This is a genomic window from Thalassolituus sp. UBA3500, from assembly GCF_002377545.1.
GTDB lineage: Bacteria > Pseudomonadota > Gammaproteobacteria > Pseudomonadales > Oceanobacteraceae > Thalassolituus.
The window spans coordinates 76,808-92,418 of record NZ_DFQB01000059.1; the positions used below are offsets into that span (position 1 = coordinate 76,808).

Annotated in this window: 16 protein-coding genes; 9 read left to right on the plus strand and 7 right to left on the minus strand. The window is 52.8% G+C overall.

The window, feature by feature from the left end; translation table 11 throughout:
* Positions 1-15: 15 nt before the first annotated feature.
* Together efp and epmA are read left to right on the plus strand one after the other, a co-directional pair.
* The gene (gene efp / locus B2R29_RS14795; protein WP_068437287.1) at positions 16-582 is read left to right on the plus strand and encodes an elongation factor P; all 567 of its coding nucleotides are present in this window, start codon (positions 16-18) and stop codon (positions 580-582) included.
* Positions 575-1,507: an EF-P lysine aminoacylase EpmA gene (gene epmA / locus B2R29_RS14800; protein ID WP_301181767.1), complete on the plus strand. Its 933-nt coding sequence runs from the start codon at positions 575-577 to the stop codon at positions 1,505-1,507. The genes efp and epmA overlap by 8 nt, the downstream gene beginning before the upstream one ends.
* A gap of 24 nt (positions 1,508-1,531) precedes the next feature.
* Here the strand turns inward: epmA and asd are convergent, their stop codons facing one another.
* The 3 genes from asd to B2R29_RS14815 form a co-directional block, all read right to left on the minus strand.
* Positions 1,532-2,389: an archaetidylserine decarboxylase gene (asd, locus tag B2R29_RS14805; RefSeq protein ID WP_301181768.1), complete on the minus strand. Its 858-nt coding sequence runs from the start codon at positions 2,387-2,389 to the stop codon at positions 1,532-1,534.
* Between the two features lie 11 nt (positions 2,390-2,400).
* Positions 2,401-3,228 carry a sulfurtransferase gene (locus B2R29_RS14810; protein WP_301181769.1) on the minus strand — a complete coding sequence of 276 codons (828 nt, stop codon included), beginning with the start codon at positions 3,226-3,228 and terminating at the stop codon, positions 2,401-2,403.
* 66 nt (positions 3,229-3,294) lie between these two features.
* Complete coding sequence (locus B2R29_RS14815; RefSeq protein WP_301181770.1) at positions 3,295-4,980, minus strand: HDOD domain-containing protein; 1,686 nt, start codon at positions 4,978-4,980, stop codon at positions 3,295-3,297.
* A gap of 163 nt (positions 4,981-5,143) precedes the next feature.
* On the opposite strand from B2R29_RS14815, the gene motA reads away from it, so the two are divergent.
* Both motA and B2R29_RS14825 read left to right on the plus strand, forming a co-directional pair.
* A complete protein-coding gene (gene motA, locus B2R29_RS14820; protein ID WP_300428690.1) occupies positions 5,144-5,995 on the plus strand; it encodes a flagellar motor stator protein MotA in 852 nt (283 codons plus the stop codon).
* 13 nt (positions 5,996-6,008) lie between these two features.
* Positions 6,009-7,040 (plus strand): flagellar motor protein MotB, encoded by a 1,032-nt coding sequence (locus B2R29_RS14825; RefSeq protein WP_301181771.1) that lies wholly within the window; start codon positions 6,009-6,011, stop codon positions 7,038-7,040.
* A 9-nt stretch (positions 7,041-7,049) separates the two neighbouring features.
* On the opposite strand, the gene rsgA is transcribed toward B2R29_RS14825, so the two are convergent.
* On the minus strand, positions 7,050-8,075 hold the full coding sequence (rsgA, locus tag B2R29_RS14830) for a small ribosomal subunit biogenesis GTPase RsgA (RefSeq protein WP_301181773.1): 1,026 nt from the start codon (positions 8,073-8,075) through the stop codon (positions 7,050-7,052).
* 99 nt (positions 8,076-8,174) lie between these two features.
* Here rsgA and orn point away from each other — a divergent pair, with 99 nt between their 5' ends.
* Positions 8,175-8,717: an oligoribonuclease gene (gene orn, locus B2R29_RS14835; RefSeq protein WP_068437311.1), complete on the plus strand. Its 543-nt coding sequence runs from the start codon at positions 8,175-8,177 to the stop codon at positions 8,715-8,717.
* Between the two features lie 84 nt (positions 8,718-8,801).
* Here orn and B2R29_RS14840 read toward each other — a convergent pair whose 3' ends face one another.
* On the minus strand, positions 8,802-9,536 hold the full coding sequence (locus tag B2R29_RS14840; RefSeq protein ID WP_301181774.1) for a glutaredoxin: 735 nt from the start codon (positions 9,534-9,536) through the stop codon (positions 8,802-8,804).
* 58 nt (positions 9,537-9,594) lie between these two features.
* Entirely contained in the window at positions 9,595-10,410 is an 816-nt protein-coding gene (locus tag B2R29_RS14845) for an SDR family oxidoreductase (RefSeq protein ID WP_301181775.1), read from the minus strand.
* Positions 10,411-10,579: 169 nt separating this feature from the next.
* Here B2R29_RS14845 and B2R29_RS14850 point away from each other — a divergent pair, with 169 nt between their 5' ends.
* Positions 10,580-11,050 carry a Dps family protein gene (locus tag B2R29_RS14850; RefSeq protein WP_068437323.1) on the plus strand — a complete coding sequence of 157 codons (471 nt, stop codon included), beginning with the start codon at positions 10,580-10,582 and terminating at the stop codon, positions 11,048-11,050.
* Between the two features lie 57 nt (positions 11,051-11,107).
* Here the strand turns inward: B2R29_RS14850 and queG are convergent, their stop codons facing one another.
* Positions 11,108-12,196 (minus strand): tRNA epoxyqueuosine(34) reductase QueG, encoded by a 1,089-nt coding sequence (gene queG, locus B2R29_RS14855; protein ID WP_301181776.1) that lies wholly within the window; start codon positions 12,194-12,196, stop codon positions 11,108-11,110.
* 66 nt (positions 12,197-12,262) lie between these two features.
* Here queG and B2R29_RS14860 point away from each other — a divergent pair, with 66 nt between their 5' ends.
* Genes B2R29_RS14860 through B2R29_RS14870 form a run of 3 tightly spaced genes read left to right on the plus strand, consistent with a single transcriptional unit; the run spans position 12,263 to position 15,605 of the window.
* Complete coding sequence (locus B2R29_RS14860; RefSeq protein WP_301181777.1) at positions 12,263-13,783, plus strand: NAD(P)H-hydrate dehydratase; 1,521 nt, start codon at positions 12,263-12,265, stop codon at positions 13,781-13,783.
* Entirely contained in the window at positions 13,783-14,283 is a 501-nt protein-coding gene (gene tsaE / locus B2R29_RS14865) for a tRNA (adenosine(37)-N6)-threonylcarbamoyltransferase complex ATPase subunit type 1 TsaE (RefSeq protein WP_301181778.1), read from the plus strand. The genes B2R29_RS14860 and tsaE overlap by 1 nt, the downstream gene beginning before the upstream one ends.
* Complete coding sequence (locus B2R29_RS14870) at positions 14,271-15,605, plus strand: N-acetylmuramoyl-L-alanine amidase (protein ID WP_301181779.1); 1,335 nt, start codon at positions 14,271-14,273, stop codon at positions 15,603-15,605. The genes tsaE and B2R29_RS14870 overlap by 13 nt, the downstream gene beginning before the upstream one ends.
* Positions 15,606-15,611: the final 6 nt, after the last annotated feature.

A 15,611-nucleotide genomic window follows, 5' to 3' on the forward strand; every position in this document is an offset into this window, starting at 1 on the left:
TAAGCGGAAGTCAAAATGGCTAACTATTCTACCAACGAATTTAAATCGGGTCTCAAAGTGATGCTCGACAATGAGCCGTGCTCCATTGTGGAAAACGAGTACGTCAAGCCGGGCAAGGGCCAGGCATTCAATCGCGTCAAGCTCCGTAACCTGCGTAACGGTCGCGTTCTTGAGAAAACCTTCAAGTCAGGTGACAGCCTGGAAGGTGCCGACGTGATGGAAGTGGATATGGAATACCTCTACACCGACGGTGAATTCTGGCACTTCATGGCAACGGACGGTTCGTTCGAACAGCACGGCGCATCTCAGGAAGCTGTTGGCGACACCGTTAAGTGGCTGAAAGAGCAGGACGTATACACGGTTATTCTGTTCAACGGTGCTGTTCTGACCGTTGCTCCGCCTAACTTCGTCGAGCTGGAAGTTGTCGAAACCGATCCGGGCGTGAAAGGCGACACTGCAAACGGTGGCAGCAAGCCAGCAACCCTGTCGACGGGTGCTGTGGTGAAAGTCCCGCTGTTCATCAACATCGGTGAAGTGCTGAAGATCGATACCCGCTCGGGTGAATACGTCGGCCGTGCCTGATACGCGCTGGCAACCCTCTTGCGATCGGGCAGCTCTGGCTGCCCGATCTGCGTTTTATCGTACCATTCGCGAGTTCTTCCATTCCCGGAATGTGCTCGAAGTCGACACGCCCCTATTGTGTGCTGCGCCAGTATCTGACCCTAATATTGAGCCAGTGCAGACGTGCGAAGGGCGTTGGCTTCATACCTCGCCTGAATACGCGATGAAGCGACTGCTGTGCGCGGGCAGTGGTGATATCTGGCAGTTATGCAAGGTATTCCGGGCAGGTGAAGCCGGACAACGCCACAATCCCGAATTCAGCATGCTGGAGTGGTATCGCACAGGCTGGGATCTTCAGCAGCTTATGGATGAAGTACGCGATCTGGTGCAGACGTTATTTGCATCGCGCTGGTCTGAGTTGCCTGAGATCCGCCTGAGTTATGCTGCTGCAGTAAAACAATACGCAGGGTTCGATGTGCACGCTTCCAGTGACGCGGATATTGCTCAGGTCGGCCAGCAGGCCGCGGGCAATGATCTCGATCTTAATCGTGACGGCTGGCTCGATATCATTATGAGTCACATGGTTGAGCCGGCGTTACCCAAAGACACTCTGGTGTTTATTTCAGAGTTTCCTGCGAGTCAGGCGGCGTTAGCGAAAGTCACGACAGGTGCAGAAGGATATTCTGTCGCTCAGCGTTTTGAGCTGTTTTTTAACGGCACTGAGCTGGCAAATGGGTATGACGAACTGATCGACGCTGAAGAGCAGCGCCGTCGCTTTGAAAAAGAAGCGAATGATCGTCCGATCGATGAAAATCTGCTTGCGGCTATTGCACATGGGTTGCCCGAGTGCTCTGGTGTGGCAATGGGCGTAGACCGTTTATTGATGCACCTGCTGCAGGCCGGGCGCATCAGCGATGTGCTCAGTTTTGACTGGTCAAAGGCCTGATCTCTGAAAGATCAGGCTTTTGTGTCAGGCCAGGTCGGCTATGGCCTCACCCATACGTACCGGTGCGCCCGCTTCGAACGTATCGTTCCAGTCGACGACACCTTTCGGGTGACACAGGATCACGGTTGAGCCGAGTTTAAAGCGGCCCATTTCGGCGCCTTTTTCCAGAGACACATCAACAGGTGCGCCGTACTCGCTGACCTTCAGCTCGCGTCTTGGGGGAGCGATATGCCCCGCCCAGACGGTTTCAACGGCGGCGACAATCATGGCACCGACGAGCACCATCGCCATCGGACCTTTATCGGTATCAAAAATACAGACCACGCGCTCGTTACGTGCAAACAGACGCGGCACATTTTCTGCGGTTACCTGATTGACTGAAAACAGATCGCCCGGGACATAAATCATGTCACGCAGCTTACCCGCCATTGGCATGTGCACACGGTGGTAATCTTTCGGCGACAGATAAATGGTTGCGAACTCGCCGCCCATAAAAGGTGCAGCGCGTTTGGCGTCTCCGCCGAGTAATTCAGTCAGGCAATAATCCTGACCTTTGGCCTGAAAAATACGACCATCAACGATTTCACCCCGTTGTGATACGGCGCCGTCAGCAGGTGAGGACAGCACAGACGCGTCACCTTCGATCGGGCGTGCACCATCAATTAATTCGCGTGTGAAAAAGTCGTTAAAGCAGGAGAATTCAGACGCTGACTGGCGCTGAGCCTCACTCATGTTGACGCCGAATTTTTTGATGAACAGATTGATCAGCGGATTTTTCACCCATTCCATTTCAGCCTCTGCCAGAGCGCCCACTGCGCGAGAGAGCAGGTGTTGTGGAACAACATACTGACTGGCGATAAACAGACTGTCTTTAATACTCATTGGGTCATCTCTTAATTAGGTTCAGTACCGGTTACGACCGGGGTGTTCTCGTCATTGCCCCACTCGGACCATGAACCAGCGTAACCCCGGATATCAAATCCAAGAATTTTGCCGACCAGATAGGTATAGCCTGAGCGGTGATGGGTCTGGCAATGCGTAGCAATTCGTTTACTACCGTCAATGCCCATGTCTGACAGTAAGGTGCGGAAAGCATTCAGATCTTTAATGCGTAGGCCACGATCTTTATCCATGCCCAGTGTCCATTCGTAGTTAACCGCACCCGGGATGTGTCCACCGCGCGCTGAAATCACTTTTTCACCCGTGTACTCAGCGGCTGAGCGTGCGTCCCAGATGGCAAAGTCTGGCTTACCCAGGTTGTCGAGTACCTGAGCTTTAGTGAACGTGGCATTTTCATTGATGGCGGTGATTTTATAATCTGAAGAACGTGGAGTAACTTCACCAGATTCTTCGGGTAACCCTTCCTGACGCCAGGCGACGATACCACCGTTAACGTAGGAATATTTCGTATGGCCAATGCAGTCTAGCACCCAGATCAGGCGTCCGGCCCAGCCGCCGCCTTCATCGTCTGAGCAGATGACGTGTGTCTCTGCTGTCAGCCCCAGCTCGCTGAATACAGTCTCAAGTTCAGACATCTCTGGGAGCAGGCCTGGCACTGGTGTGCCAGGACGCTGCAGGCGTTTAAAGTCGAGATGAACGGCCCCCGGGATGTGACCTTCCATAAAGGTCTCGGCCTTGCTTTGGTCAATGATCAGGACGTTATCGAGCGGCAACAGGTCAGCCAGTTGCTCTGGCTCAAGCAATAAAGGGAGATCAGCCATGGGTGGGTCACTCAGCTAGTTGTTTCGTTGGCACGAAGTGTATCTGAGAGACCACCCTGTGTCAGGTCACGACGTTTGCCGTGCGGTCTTATGGGGCTTGTCTGCGCTTTTGTTTTTCTGGGCACTGAGTTGGCGGAGAGAGGCCAGCCCCTGACTGGTTGTCGTGCAGAGTTGCCGGAAACGTTGGTATTGCGCTTTGGATATTGCTTTATTGCCAGAGTTTGCGGCAATGACAATTCCGATGGGGTCGCGACCTGCGTGGACTGACATCAGCAACAATTCTTGCGGAAGTGCATTGGCAAGTTCCGGGGGCATGCCTTTGAAGTATCGCCCACAAGTCGCCGGCGTGATATGAACGGCCGCTGACTGCTTCATTAACTGACGTAGTAAAGGAGCGACCTGCAACGGGATGCTGGTACTCGACAGAGGCGTCAGCCCGTCAGGGTTCTCCGAGTAGACTGTACGCAGGGATGAACGATTTTTACCGGGCAGCATAATAATCGCGTGATCGATGCCAATGCCAAGATGAATACCTTTCAATACCCCCTGCATCAGATAGTGCCAGTCACCGAAGCTTGCGGGGGACTCAGACAATTGCCCCATCAACTTAGACAGGTACGCGCTGCCATGACGAGCAGGTTTGGTTGGTGATTGAGTCTCGGGCGCCGACACTTTATCAATCTCGGCTTCTGAGCGTACATCCGGTTCGGCCTGCACGACTTTGGCTGTCGTGTCGTTGGGCGAAGTCGTGGCCGCATATGCAGGCGCAACTTCTGGAAGAGGTGTCCATTTAGGGTACGACAGTGCTTCTGGTCTCGGTGTAGTCAGCAACGCAATGCCAGAGGCCAATGCAGACTTTCTCAAACGCGCTTCATCCAGCTGAACTTTACGGCTCTCGCTGACCAGTGTCGGATAGCGGCGCCCTTGCGCATGACTGCTCATTGCCAACCAGCGCTGGCTTCGCTCACCTTCCGGGTTTATATGAAGGTGCCAGGCAGTATTCGCTGCGGTCAGCGCAAGCATAGAAGCACTCTGGCTTTTGTGGATCAGTTGGCGTCCGGTATCCAGATCTCTTGGGTCTTGTTTGCGCAGGCGTCGCCAGTCTTTCCTCTCTGGTAATTTATCTCGTTGAAACATATCGACAACCGGGTCGGGCAGGTTGTGCCGACGCACCAGGCGTTTCCAGTTCTCGGGTGAGTTACCGAATACTTTGCGAGAAGCGGTACTGAGATCATCGCCCTCGCTCAGGTAGTGAAACCAGTTGTGACTGGACTGATCGAGCAATAGCCAGGGCCAGAGGATAGAGTTAGCCAGCATGGCTGACCAATAGGCCGCACTCGTGGGTGTGCCTTTCGCACTCGCCCATTGTGCTGCCAGGCAACCGGCCATGTGCGCAGTGTACAGTGCCTGCCGATACACTTTCTGTGAAGCATCCTCCGGGTGGTCTTCAATCACCGGGAGCTTCTTCACCAGAATAATCAGCTCTTGCATACCGAGCAGCGACAGGCAGTTATAAACGCCGTGAATCTGTTCGCGGCAACCGGGGTTATGACTGACAGCCTTTTGTAGCAAGTGCCAGCAGAGTGCTGGATCTCTTTCCGCCACAGGTACCAGCGATTCAAAGCTGACCTGCGGGTTTTTGAGTTCGACCCTTAATGCATCCCGTGTTTCTTTCAGGATAGGTAAGTCACGGAACGCCAGGACGGCCTCCCATTGAGCGGCGCTGGGCGTCTGAAGCGCAGAATTCTGCATGGAGAGAGTGTTCCCGGTTTGTTAAACGGTCATTTGTATCCTTTACTTACTATAGTCGTGATGCGTATTTCGTCCCGTGTAATCTGTGTGTCTTTTTTGTCACGGAAGGGTTTCGGTTCGCATCCTGAGTTAAATGCGGAGTACCGCTGAGGAAATTGGCTGGATGCTATTTGTAGCAGGTGTCGTGATTGTTTTTGGCAGTGTCCTGTATGGCTATGTGATGTCACATGGCCAACTGCTGGCATTGTGGCAACCCTTCGAGATACTGATTATTGTCGGCGCGGCCTTTGGTGCCTTTCTTCTGTCGAATCCCTGGCATGTTGTCTGGTCGTCATTTCGCCTGATTCCCAAGGTGATTATGGGCGGGAGCGTCTCAAAAACCATGTATATGGATGTACTTGGGTTGCTCTATGACATTCTCAATAAAGCGCGCCGGGAAGGCATCATGGCGATTGAGGGGGATGTCGAGAACCCGGACACCAGTGCACTCTTTGCGCGCTATCCCGCGATTCAGGCGAATCATGAACTGGCCGTCTTTATTGCTGACTACTTTCGCATTATCGCCGCAGGTAACCTCACGTCGTTCGAGCTGGAATCCCTGATGGATCAGGAAATAGAGGCACGCATGCACGAGCTGGAACAACCGGGCATGGCGGTTGGTAAAGTGTCAGATGCCTTGCCGGGCTTTGGTATTGTTGCCGCAGTATTAGGTATCGTGATCACCATGGGCGCCATTGGCGGTGATATCAACGAAATCGGTGCTCATGTGGCGGCCGCTCTGGTCGGGACATTCAGTGGTGTTTTACTCGCCTATGGTCTGGTTGGGCCAATCTCTTCTGTCATGCGTCATATCGCCGAAGAAGAAATTAAACTCTACGAAGCTGCAAAGGCCTGCATTATCGCCTCCCTGAACGGACTACCGCCGCAGCTGGCGGTGGAGTTTGGCCGTAAGTCACTGTTCACCCATAAGCGTCCGACCTTCAATGAAGTCGAAAGCAAAGTGCGCAGCCGCTGATGAGTGATTGCTGATGGAGAAGTTAAGCCCACATCAGAATATCGTTGTCCGTCGTTATAAGAAGGGCAAACACGAAGAGCATGGTGGCGCCTGGAAGGTCGCGATGGCGGACTTTGCACTGGCAATGATGGCCTTATTTCTGGTGCTATGGGTCATTAACTCCTCCAACGAACAGGAGCGGGAGGCCATATCGGGTTACTTTCAGGACCCGAAAGCCTTTGAAGAGGGCAAGCTGGTGCCGTCTAAGTACGTTATTGATCTTGGCGGTTCACCAACAACCTCTGACAATATCGCTGTCTCAGAAACCATTGATCCCGAGAAAATTCTTCAGGCGGATGAGATTGAAAGCCTGGCTGATGCCATTGAGCAACGGCGCATGGAAGAAATGAAAGCCAAAATTCAGGCGATGATCACTGCCAGCCCGACACTGAGTCCGTTCAAGAATCAGCTGTTGCTCGACCTAACGACCGAAGGTCTGCGGTTGCAGATTGTGGATCAGACGAATCGGCCCATGTTTGATCAGGGCAGCGCTCATTTACGCTACTACTCTGAGGATATTTTATGGGAGCTGGCGCCCATGCTCTCAGGTCTGGATCATCGTTTACAGATTACCGGCCATACGGATTCATCTGGCGTAGTAAACCAACGCGATGAAGACGACATCAACTGGGGCCTGTCGTCGCTGCGGGCGGATTCGGCTCGTCGTGCCCTGATGGAAGCTGGTGTGCCTAAGTCACAGATCGCTCAGGTGATTGGCATGGGCGATACGGCACCGTTGAAACCCGATGACCCGGCGGCGGCGGTCAATCGACGCATTTCAATTACGCTACTCAATAAAGCGCTCGATGCAGGCATCAAAGGGCGCAGTGGCAGTGATGCCGATGTTGAATTTATCAACGGTGAGAATGGTGAAAGTAGCGAAGACGATCCCAGAACGCCTACGATTAATCGCACCGGGACCTTGCTCGAAGAGCTGCAGCAAAGACGTAACCGGGCCGATAACCCTTACGATAATCCGCCCAATAAAGAAGAAGTTTTCTGGTAGTACGCTGACTTACAGTTCAGTCAGCGTACTCAGAATGCGTTTGTAGCTGAAGAAGCGCTCGTCGCTGATCTCACCGTTTTCGAGTGCTTCAATGATGGCGCAACCCGGCTCAGATTCGTGTGCACAATCGCGGAAGCGACAATGACCGGCGATATCACGCAACTCGCGGAAACCGTACATCACCTCTTCTGGTGACATATGCCATAGCCCGAATTCACGAATCCCCGGAGAGTCGATCAGATCACCGCCCGCAGGGAAGTGATACAGCCTTGCAGTCGTTGTCGTATGCTTGCCCTTGCGGGTATTTTCCGACAAAGCTCCGATACGCAGATCTTCGCCCGGAAGCAGCGTCGCAATCAGTGACGATTTGCCTACGCCAGACTGCCCAACGAAGACACTGACACGGTCATTCAGAAAGGTTTTAAGGTCAGCGAGGCTGCTCTCGTCTTTACTGCATACGCGCAATGATCGATAACCCAGTACTTCATAGTCGCCGAGCAGTTCATCGAAGTAGGGCTGAATCTCTTCGTCAATCAGGTCAACCTTGTTGAGCAGGAATATGGGTTCTATACCACAGTTCTCTGCAGCAACCAGATAGCGATCAATCAGGTTGCGGTGGGCATGAGGTTCGGGAGCGATGGTTAGCAGAATATTGTCGATATTCGCAGCGACGGGTTTGATCTCGTTGTACGGATTCGGTCGTGATAACTCAGATTCACGTTCCTGCACCATCTCGACCACCCCGGTCAGTACACCGTTATTTTCAGGCCCTGGTCGGAAGACAACGTGGTCGCCGGTGACCAGTGACCCCAGGTTGGCGCGCAGAAAACAGCGATAGCGGGTACGGTGTTCGTCTTCGACCTCAACCTGAGAGCCGAAGTGAGCGATAATCAGGCCGTGCATTTCCTCGCCCAGCTCACCGGCGCTCAGCTGGTCTGAAATATCACGCTCTTTGCGTTTCGCTCGCGAAGCCTTTTCCTGCTGAATCTTTTCGACCCGCCAGGCCTGACGGCGATTTAGTTTGCGCTTAGCCATATTCGCTCTGATTTTTAAGATGGCGCTATTGTCGCGGTTGGCTGGGTTTGGTGCAACTTGCTAGACTGATATCTCCAATATAGTTACCGAGAATGCGACATGAGTCAGAAAGATAATCTGGTCTGGATGGACCTGGAGATGACAGGTCTGGAGCCAGAGCAGGATGTTATCATTGAAATCGCGACCATTGTGACCGACAGCGACCTCAACGTTATTGCTGAAGGGCCGGTTATTGCGGTGCACCAGCCAGACGTATTGCTGGATGCGATGGATGAGTGGAATACCCGCACCCACGGTAACTCAGGGCTGACGCAAAGGGTGAAAGACAGTACTCAGGATGCTCGTGCTGCCGAGCTGGCAACGATCGCCTTCCTGAAAGAACACGTCAAAGAGGGCGCTTCGCCACTGTGCGGCAACAGCATTCATCAAGACCGGCGTTTTCTGGTGAAGTACATGCCCGAGCTTGAGCGCTACTTCCACTACCGTAATATCGATGTATCTACGCTGAAAGAATTAGCTCGTCGCTGGAAGCCGGAGGCTGTCTCTTCATTCGAGAAGAAAGGGGCCCATCAGGCGTTGGATGATATTCGTGAGTCGATTGCTGAAATGCAGCACTATCGTAAACACTTTTTGGCGGTGTAAGTAATCGATCAAGCTTAGCTTTATGAAAAAGCGCCTCAATAATTCGAGGCGCTTTTTTCGTTTCTTATCCGCTGAAAAGCTGAGTCAGCGAAAGAGAAGCATCCAGATTGCCATTCCTACCATCATCAGATTTTCGGTCATGGAAATCGCACCAAGGGGAACATTGCTGTTGCCTCCGACACAGGCACACTTCAGTTCCCGCTTCTGAATATAAACGGCTTTATAGACCGACGCGGCGCCGATACTACCGATGAATAAGGCAACAAGTGCAACCAGTGGTGTCCACACCATAGCAATCATACCAATACCGGCAAACGCCTCGGCGAACGGGTAAATCTTTGAATAGGGGACGTATTTCTGTGCTAAGAGGTCATAGCCCAAGAACTGCAAGGAGAAGGCTTCGAGGTCCTGCAATTTCTGAATCGCAAGAACACACATGCTGAACGCGATAAACAACTCAAACCATCGATCACCGAAGAAGCTGCCACTCACCATGTGAGAAGCGCCCAGCGCCATCAGAAGCGTGACAGAAAAAATCGCAATGATCGGGGTGTAGCTTGTTGTCTTCTCTTTCTTACCTGACTTACCAAAGTGATCTTTCAGGGCGTCGTAACCACCGATGCGCTTTCCATCGATAAATGTTTGCGGAGTCGTTTCGACCTCATGTTCTTTTTTAAAGGCATCGGTTTCGGCTCTGGTCGTTAACCAGTTGTCTTCGACCTGAAAACCCTCGCGCTTAAGCAGGTCGAGAGACTTTAAACCGTATGGGCAGATGTGTTTCTCCATCACCATGCGGTAAATAACGGCTTGTTTACTCATGATTCACCTCCTGTGAAAACAGACTTGCTTTTTGCTCAAAAGTTCATTGTCGCAGGAGTCAGGTTAATGCCATTTTCCGAACCATTTTATAAATCACACTTGGGAACAATCGTTTAATGATTGGCCCCATGCCTTCTTTGCCTTTGGCGATAACGACCTGTTCTTTTTCATTGGCTACGGCATTTAAGACTTCGGCTACTGCCTCATCGACGGCCATGCCATTTTTGATCACGGTGTCGTCCACTTTTTCGAGAGCAGTGCCTTCACGACGAGCAGTTTCGATAATACTGGTGCGCACAAAGCCCGGACACAGTGTCGTCACGCGTAATCCTTTGTCGTGCACCTCTGAGCGCAGTGAGTCCATAAAACCAATAATGGCATGTTTCGATGAGCAATACGCCGAGCGGTACGGAATACCAATCAGGCCTGCGATACTTGATGTAGTGACAATGTGCCCTGAACCGCGAGCCAGCATACCGGGCAGTACTTTGCGGGTAATCGTCACCTGCGAGAAGTAGTTCAGTTCCATTACCTTGCGGTAGATATCCGCTTCGGTCTCATTGATCAGTGAGCGTTGCGTGATTCCGGCATTATTGAACAGGTAATCTACGACGCCGAATTCGTCGGCCACCTTGTCAGCTGCGTTGATTACATCGGCTTCATTCAACATGTCGAGTGGCAGCACAATATGTGTTTCCGGACTCTGGCACGCGCTTCTCACCCGTTCAAGTTCGTCTTCGCGGCGGGCAGACAGGATCAGGCGGGCACCCAGCTTACTCAGGTCATAACACAGCTGCTCACCAATCCCGGAAGACGCTCCGGTAATCCATATGAGTTTGTTATTGAAGACAGACGTCAGGTTCGTGGTCGCCATATGCTGCACTCTTGTTCAGAAAATATTGATGAGAATTCATAAAAGAAGAGCATCGACATTGGCAGAGGCTCAGTGAGGCGTCAAATAATTCTGGAGCAAATCTCCGGAACAAAGTGAAACAGCCCCTGTCCCTATAAGGGAGCGATTCATTTTCAGAAGGAGTACATGTATGACTTCGATCGATATTGGTATTAATGAAGAAAGCCGTAAACAGATTGCCGAGGGCCTGAGTAAAGTTCTGGCGGACTCTTACACTCTGTATCTGCAGACCCACAACTTCCACTGGAACGTCACCGGCCCGCAGTTCCGTGAGTTACACCTGATGTTCGAAGAACACTATACCGAACTGGCCGAAGCCGTGGACGATATCGCCGAGCGAATCCGTACTCTGGGATTCACGGCGCCGGGTACCTATAAAGAGTTTGCGCGTCTGAGCTCTGTGGAAGAGGTTGACGGTGTGCCGGAAGCTAATGAGATGGTCGATATCCTGACCAAAGGACACGAGCAGGTTGTGCGCACGTGTCGGAGCGTTATCAAAATGACTGACGAAGTATTCGATGAGGGTACGGCTGACCTGCTTACGGCCCGCATGAGTCTGCACGAGAAAACGGCGTGGATGCTGCGTGCACTGCGTCAGTAATCAGTAACCGATAATCCGGTGCACTGCCACCACTGACAACCATCTGCACAGATGATGTTACTGGCCCTGCTGTCGCAGGGCCCAGTCGATGTGCTCATCGACTAACCCTGAAATATTTCCTTTCTGCTTTTTCAACGCTTCCTGCACCTCAATACTTTGCGAGGCATTTCCCAACGCTACCGATATATTCCGCATCCAGTTTTCGTAGCCTGTTCTGCGGATTGGCATGCCTTCGGTTTTTTTCAGGAAGGTTGCTTCATCCCACTGAAATAGTTCGAGCAGTGTCGCTTTATCCAGCTGGTGGCGCGGGGTGAAGTCGGGTTCTTCGCTGCTTTTACTGAAGCGATTCCACGGGCAACCAATCTGACAGTCGTCGCAACCAAAGATACGGTTGCCTATGCCATTGCGAAGCTCTTCGGGGATTGGTCCATCAAGTTCGATGGTCAGGTAAGAAATGCATTTTCTCGCGTCGAGAACGTAGGGGCCTACAAAGGCCTGGGTCGGGCAAATATCCAGGCACGAGGTACAGCGACCGCAATGATTCTTCAGTGGCGTTTCATTGGGTTCGAGCGGAAGGTCGGTGAGAATTTCACCCAAGAAAAAATATGAGCCGGCTTCTCGGTTAAGCACCATCGTATTCTTACCAATCCAGCCGATTCCTGCCTGTTCTGCGAGAGCGCGTTCGAGAATGGGCGCGCTGTCGACAAATGCGCGAAAACCAAGCTCGCCGATTTCAGACTGAATGCGCTTTCCGAGTTGTGTCAGACGTTTGCGGATTAACTTGTGATAATCGCGCCCCAGCGCATAACGAGAAATATACGCGTTGTCTTTATCCTGCAGATGCTTCGCTACCTCTACACCTGGCGCCAGATAGTCCATTCTCAGGCTGATCACACTCAGCGTGCCGGGAAGCAGCTCATTAGGCAGAGCGCGCATTGGGCCCCGTTCTGTCACGTGATCGGCCATATAGCTCATTTCACCGTGATAACCGGCATCCAGCCACTGCTGTAACCGATTGCCGTGCTCTCCTGTATCGACGCTACTGAAACCACACTGCTGAAAGCCAGCTTCGGCCGACCATTGCGTAATATCATCACGCAACTTCTGCAGTTGTTCTCGGGTAAGTACTGTCCTGGAGGATGTCATTCTGGCCGGGCTGCCCTGGGACTTATATAATCCCGGCAATGTATCACAAGCGCAGGCCCATCCGCGATGAAGCGACCTTTCTCAGCCTATGACCACCTCCCCGGTAACATCGACAGTGTTGCTGGCGTACGGGAGCTCGACCGGCTCATCATTCAGCGGATGGGAGATAACGGATACCAACTGATGCGTCAGGCTGGCGAAGCTGCCTTTCAATGCCTGCGGGAGCGCTGGCCTGAAGCCCGCCATATTTGCATTCTTGCTGGTGCCGGCAATAACGGCGGTGACGGTTGGGTAATCGCTGCGCTGGCGATTGAACAGGGTCTCTCGGTATCTGTCCTGACGCTTGGAGATATTACCCGGCAAAGCCCATCGGCCACCGATGCCAGACACATGGCCGAGAGCGCGGGTGTGGTTGCTGGTGAATTTGATGGCAACCTGCCCGCAGACGCAGACCTTCTGATTGATGGTTTATTAGGAACTGGCCTGAATGCCGTCGTGCAGGGGGAGTTTGCCGAAGCGATTGATGCGATGAACGCGCATCAGGCACCTGTGTTTGCTTTAGATATCCCCTCTGGGCTTAATGCCAGCAGCGGTATGGTGATGGGGCATGCGGTTCAGGCGGATGCGACCATCACCTTTATCGGCATAAAGCCGGGACTATTGACCTGTGATGGGCCGGATTACGGTGGTGAACTGTACTACGCAGGGCTTGGCTTAACCGATGCACAGCGTCAGGCGGTTCCTGTACTGGCTCAGCGAGTGAGTTACCACTCACTTACTCAGGTTGGCCCTTTGTTACCTTCCCGGCGCGGTAATTCCAACAAGGGAAATCATGGCCATGCATTGCTTGTCGGCGGAGAAACCGGCTTCGGCGGTGCTATCGCTATGGCGGTGGACGCCTGCTGCCGCACGGGTGCAGGGCTGACGTCCTGTGCAACGCGCCCGGCCAATGTTTCTGTAGTGCTCGCCCGGCGCCCGGAATGTATGGCAGCGGCCATTAATGCCGGGCTTGAAATGCAGCCATTGATGGAAAAAGCGTCAGTGCTGGCGTGTGGTCCTGGGCTCGGGCGTAGCAGTTGGGCGGAGTTGCTGTTGCAGCAGGTTCTGCAGAGTGATTATCCGGTTGTGCTGGATGCTGATGCATTGAATATTATTGCCTCGCCGGGCTGGCAAACGGAATTCCCGGAGCGTGACGTCGTGATGACTCCGCATCCGGGCGAAGCTGCCCGATTGCTGGACAAGTCCGTGGCGGATATTCAGTCTGATCGCCTCGGTGCAGCGCAGGCAATCGCTGATAAATACCATGCGGTTGTTATTCTCAAAGGGCAGGGCAGCATCATTGCCTCTCCTGAGGGGGAACTGGCCATCTGTACGGATGGCAATCCGGGCATGGCAACCGGCGGCATGGGGGATGTACTGACCGGCGTGATCGCAGGTCTGTTGTCTCAGGGCTTAACGCCATGGGAAGCCGCGTTGAGAGGCACGTGTCTGCACAGTGCAGCCGCCGACCTGGCCGCGTCTGAATCCGGAACACGTGGGCTGCTTGCCACAGACCTGATGCCTTATATCCGACAACTGGTGAACTGATGACTGAGAGTAATTCACAGACTGCTGGCCAGATACGTCTGACCGGCGAAGATGAAATGGTTAATTTTGCAGGCCGTATGTCTTCAATACTGACGGGTGGCGGGCTGGTATTTCTTGAGGGTACTCTGGGTGCAGGAAAAACCACCCTGAGTCGTGGGTTGATTCAGACGCTCGGTCATACCGGTGCGGTGAAATCACCGACCTACACCCTGGTAGAAGAGTATGATCTTGCGACTGGTCGGGTCTGTCATTTTGACCTGTATCGTTTGGGTGACCCTGAAGAGCTCGAATACATGGGGATTCGCGAATACCTGACCGATGGAACTTTGTGCCTGATAGAGTGGCCAGAGCGTGGGCGTGGTGTATTGCCTGATGCCGATCTTACAATTCATATTGACGACGTAGGTGAGGCACGTATCCTCAACTGGCAGGCAGAGACAGATAAAGGGGCACAGTGGAGCAGGCAACTGCAGCAGCTGGTAAAAGAATGGCAGGAATAATCAAACGGCTGATCGCGTTTTTCGTCGTGACACTCTGTGTGCTGCCGGTCTGGGCAGACGTCAGTGACGTTCGTGTCTGGCAATCGCCCGATAAAGTGCGTCTGGTGCTGGACCTTAGCGGGCCACATGAGCATAAGATTTTTCAGCTCACCGGGCCGGACCGGATTGTTGTCGATCTCAAAAATGCTGACCTGAAAATGTCGTCTTTAGATAACGTAGCAGACGACTCCAGCGAGGTTATCCGGGTGCGTAGTGGTCGTCGTAATAAGACCGATCTGCGTCTGGTGGTAGAAACCCGTGCGACCATGAAATACCGCAGTTTTCCGTTGCCTCCCTCTGAAGGTGTATCGCATCATCGCCTTGTGGTTGACCTTGAGCGCCCCCAGTCAGAGGCGTCTGTCAGTGCGCCTGATGTTGTCAAAAAGGCGGAAACCTACGAGACCGATCAGCGCGACATCATTATTGCCATTGATGCCGGGCACGGCGGTGAAGACCCCGGAGCCCTTGGGCCCGGTCGGGTGATGGAGAAGCACGTGGTTCTGGCGATCTCAAAAGAACTGCAACGTTTACTCAATCAGGAAACCGGATTTGCACCGTACATGGTGCGTACCGGAGATTATTATATTGGATTGCGTGAACGCTCAGAAAAAGCCCGCAAGGCCAATGCTGATTTCTTCGTGTCTATTCACGCAGATGCATTTAAACACCCGAGTGCCAGTGGTAGCTCTGTGTTTGTGCTGTCTGACCGGGGGGCAACCAGTGAAACTGCACGATTCCTTGCCGACAAAGAAAACTCCTCTGACTTAATTGGTGGTGTCAGTATCGGCGATCGGGAAGACCATCTGGCGATGACTCTGCTCGACCTTTCAATGACCCATAAACGTACTGCCAGCGTTTCTATCGGTGATGAAATTCTGCAGGAAATGGGCAAGATCAGTAAGCTGCACAAAAAGAACGTCGAAGAAGCTGCGTTTGTCGTACTGAAATCGCCAGACATGCCTGCACTCCTGGTAGAAACCGGATTTATTTCAAATCCTGGCGAAGCCAGACAACTTAAGACCAGTGCTTACCAGAAGAAAATGGCGCGTGCGATTTTTAACGGAATTAAAGATTATTTCCAGAATAATCCTCCTGCTGGCACCTTGATGGCGGCGCGGAAAAAAGCAGCACAACAATACATCGAATACACAGTTCGCAGTGGCGACACACTCTCTGAGCTGGCAGTGCGCAGTGGCATGGGAATGTCTGAGCTGCGCAAACTGAATGGCCTGAGCAGTAACTCGCTGAGAGTGGGCCAGAAGCTACGTATTCCAAACTCCTGAATATTC

Excerpts from the sequence above, each read along its gene's own strand:
- B2R29_RS14850 (WP_068437323.1), top strand. The coding sequence starts at position 10,580 with ATGACTTCGATCGATATTGGTATTAATGAAGAAAGCCGTAAACAGATT.
- B2R29_RS14860 (WP_301181777.1), top strand. The coding sequence starts at position 12,263 with ATGAAGCGACCTTTCTCAGCCTATGACCACCTCCCCGGTAACATCGAC.
- B2R29_RS14815 (WP_301181770.1), bottom strand. The coding sequence starts at position 4,980 with ATGCAGAATTCTGCGCTTCAGACGCCCAGCGCCGCTCAATGGGAGGCC.
- B2R29_RS14840 (WP_301181774.1), bottom strand. The coding sequence starts at position 9,536 with ATGAGTAAACAAGCCGTTATTTACCGCATGGTGATGGAGAAACACATC.
- tsaE (WP_301181778.1), top strand. The coding sequence starts at position 13,783 with ATGACTGAGAGTAATTCACAGACTGCTGGCCAGATACGTCTGACCGGC.
- rsgA (WP_301181773.1), bottom strand. The coding sequence starts at position 8,075 with ATGGCTAAGCGCAAACTAAATCGCCGTCAGGCCTGGCGGGTCGAAAAG.
- efp (WP_068437287.1), top strand. The coding sequence starts at position 16 with ATGGCTAACTATTCTACCAACGAATTTAAATCGGGTCTCAAAGTGATG.
- B2R29_RS14870 (WP_301181779.1), top strand. The coding sequence starts at position 14,271 with ATGGCAGGAATAATCAAACGGCTGATCGCGTTTTTCGTCGTGACACTC.
- motA (WP_300428690.1), top strand. The coding sequence starts at position 5,144 with ATGCTATTTGTAGCAGGTGTCGTGATTGTTTTTGGCAGTGTCCTGTAT.
- B2R29_RS14845 (WP_301181775.1), bottom strand. The coding sequence starts at position 10,410 with ATGGCGACCACGAACCTGACGTCTGTCTTCAATAACAAACTCATATGG.
- orn (WP_068437311.1), top strand. The coding sequence starts at position 8,175 with ATGAGTCAGAAAGATAATCTGGTCTGGATGGACCTGGAGATGACAGGT.
- B2R29_RS14825 (WP_301181771.1), top strand. The coding sequence starts at position 6,009 with ATGGAGAAGTTAAGCCCACATCAGAATATCGTTGTCCGTCGTTATAAG.
- asd (WP_301181768.1), bottom strand. The coding sequence starts at position 2,389 with ATGAGTATTAAAGACAGTCTGTTTATCGCCAGTCAGTATGTTGTTCCA.
- queG (WP_301181776.1), bottom strand. The coding sequence starts at position 12,196 with ATGACATCCTCCAGGACAGTACTTACCCGAGAACAACTGCAGAAGTTG.
- B2R29_RS14810 (WP_301181769.1), bottom strand. The coding sequence starts at position 3,228 with ATGGCTGATCTCCCTTTATTGCTTGAGCCAGAGCAACTGGCTGACCTG.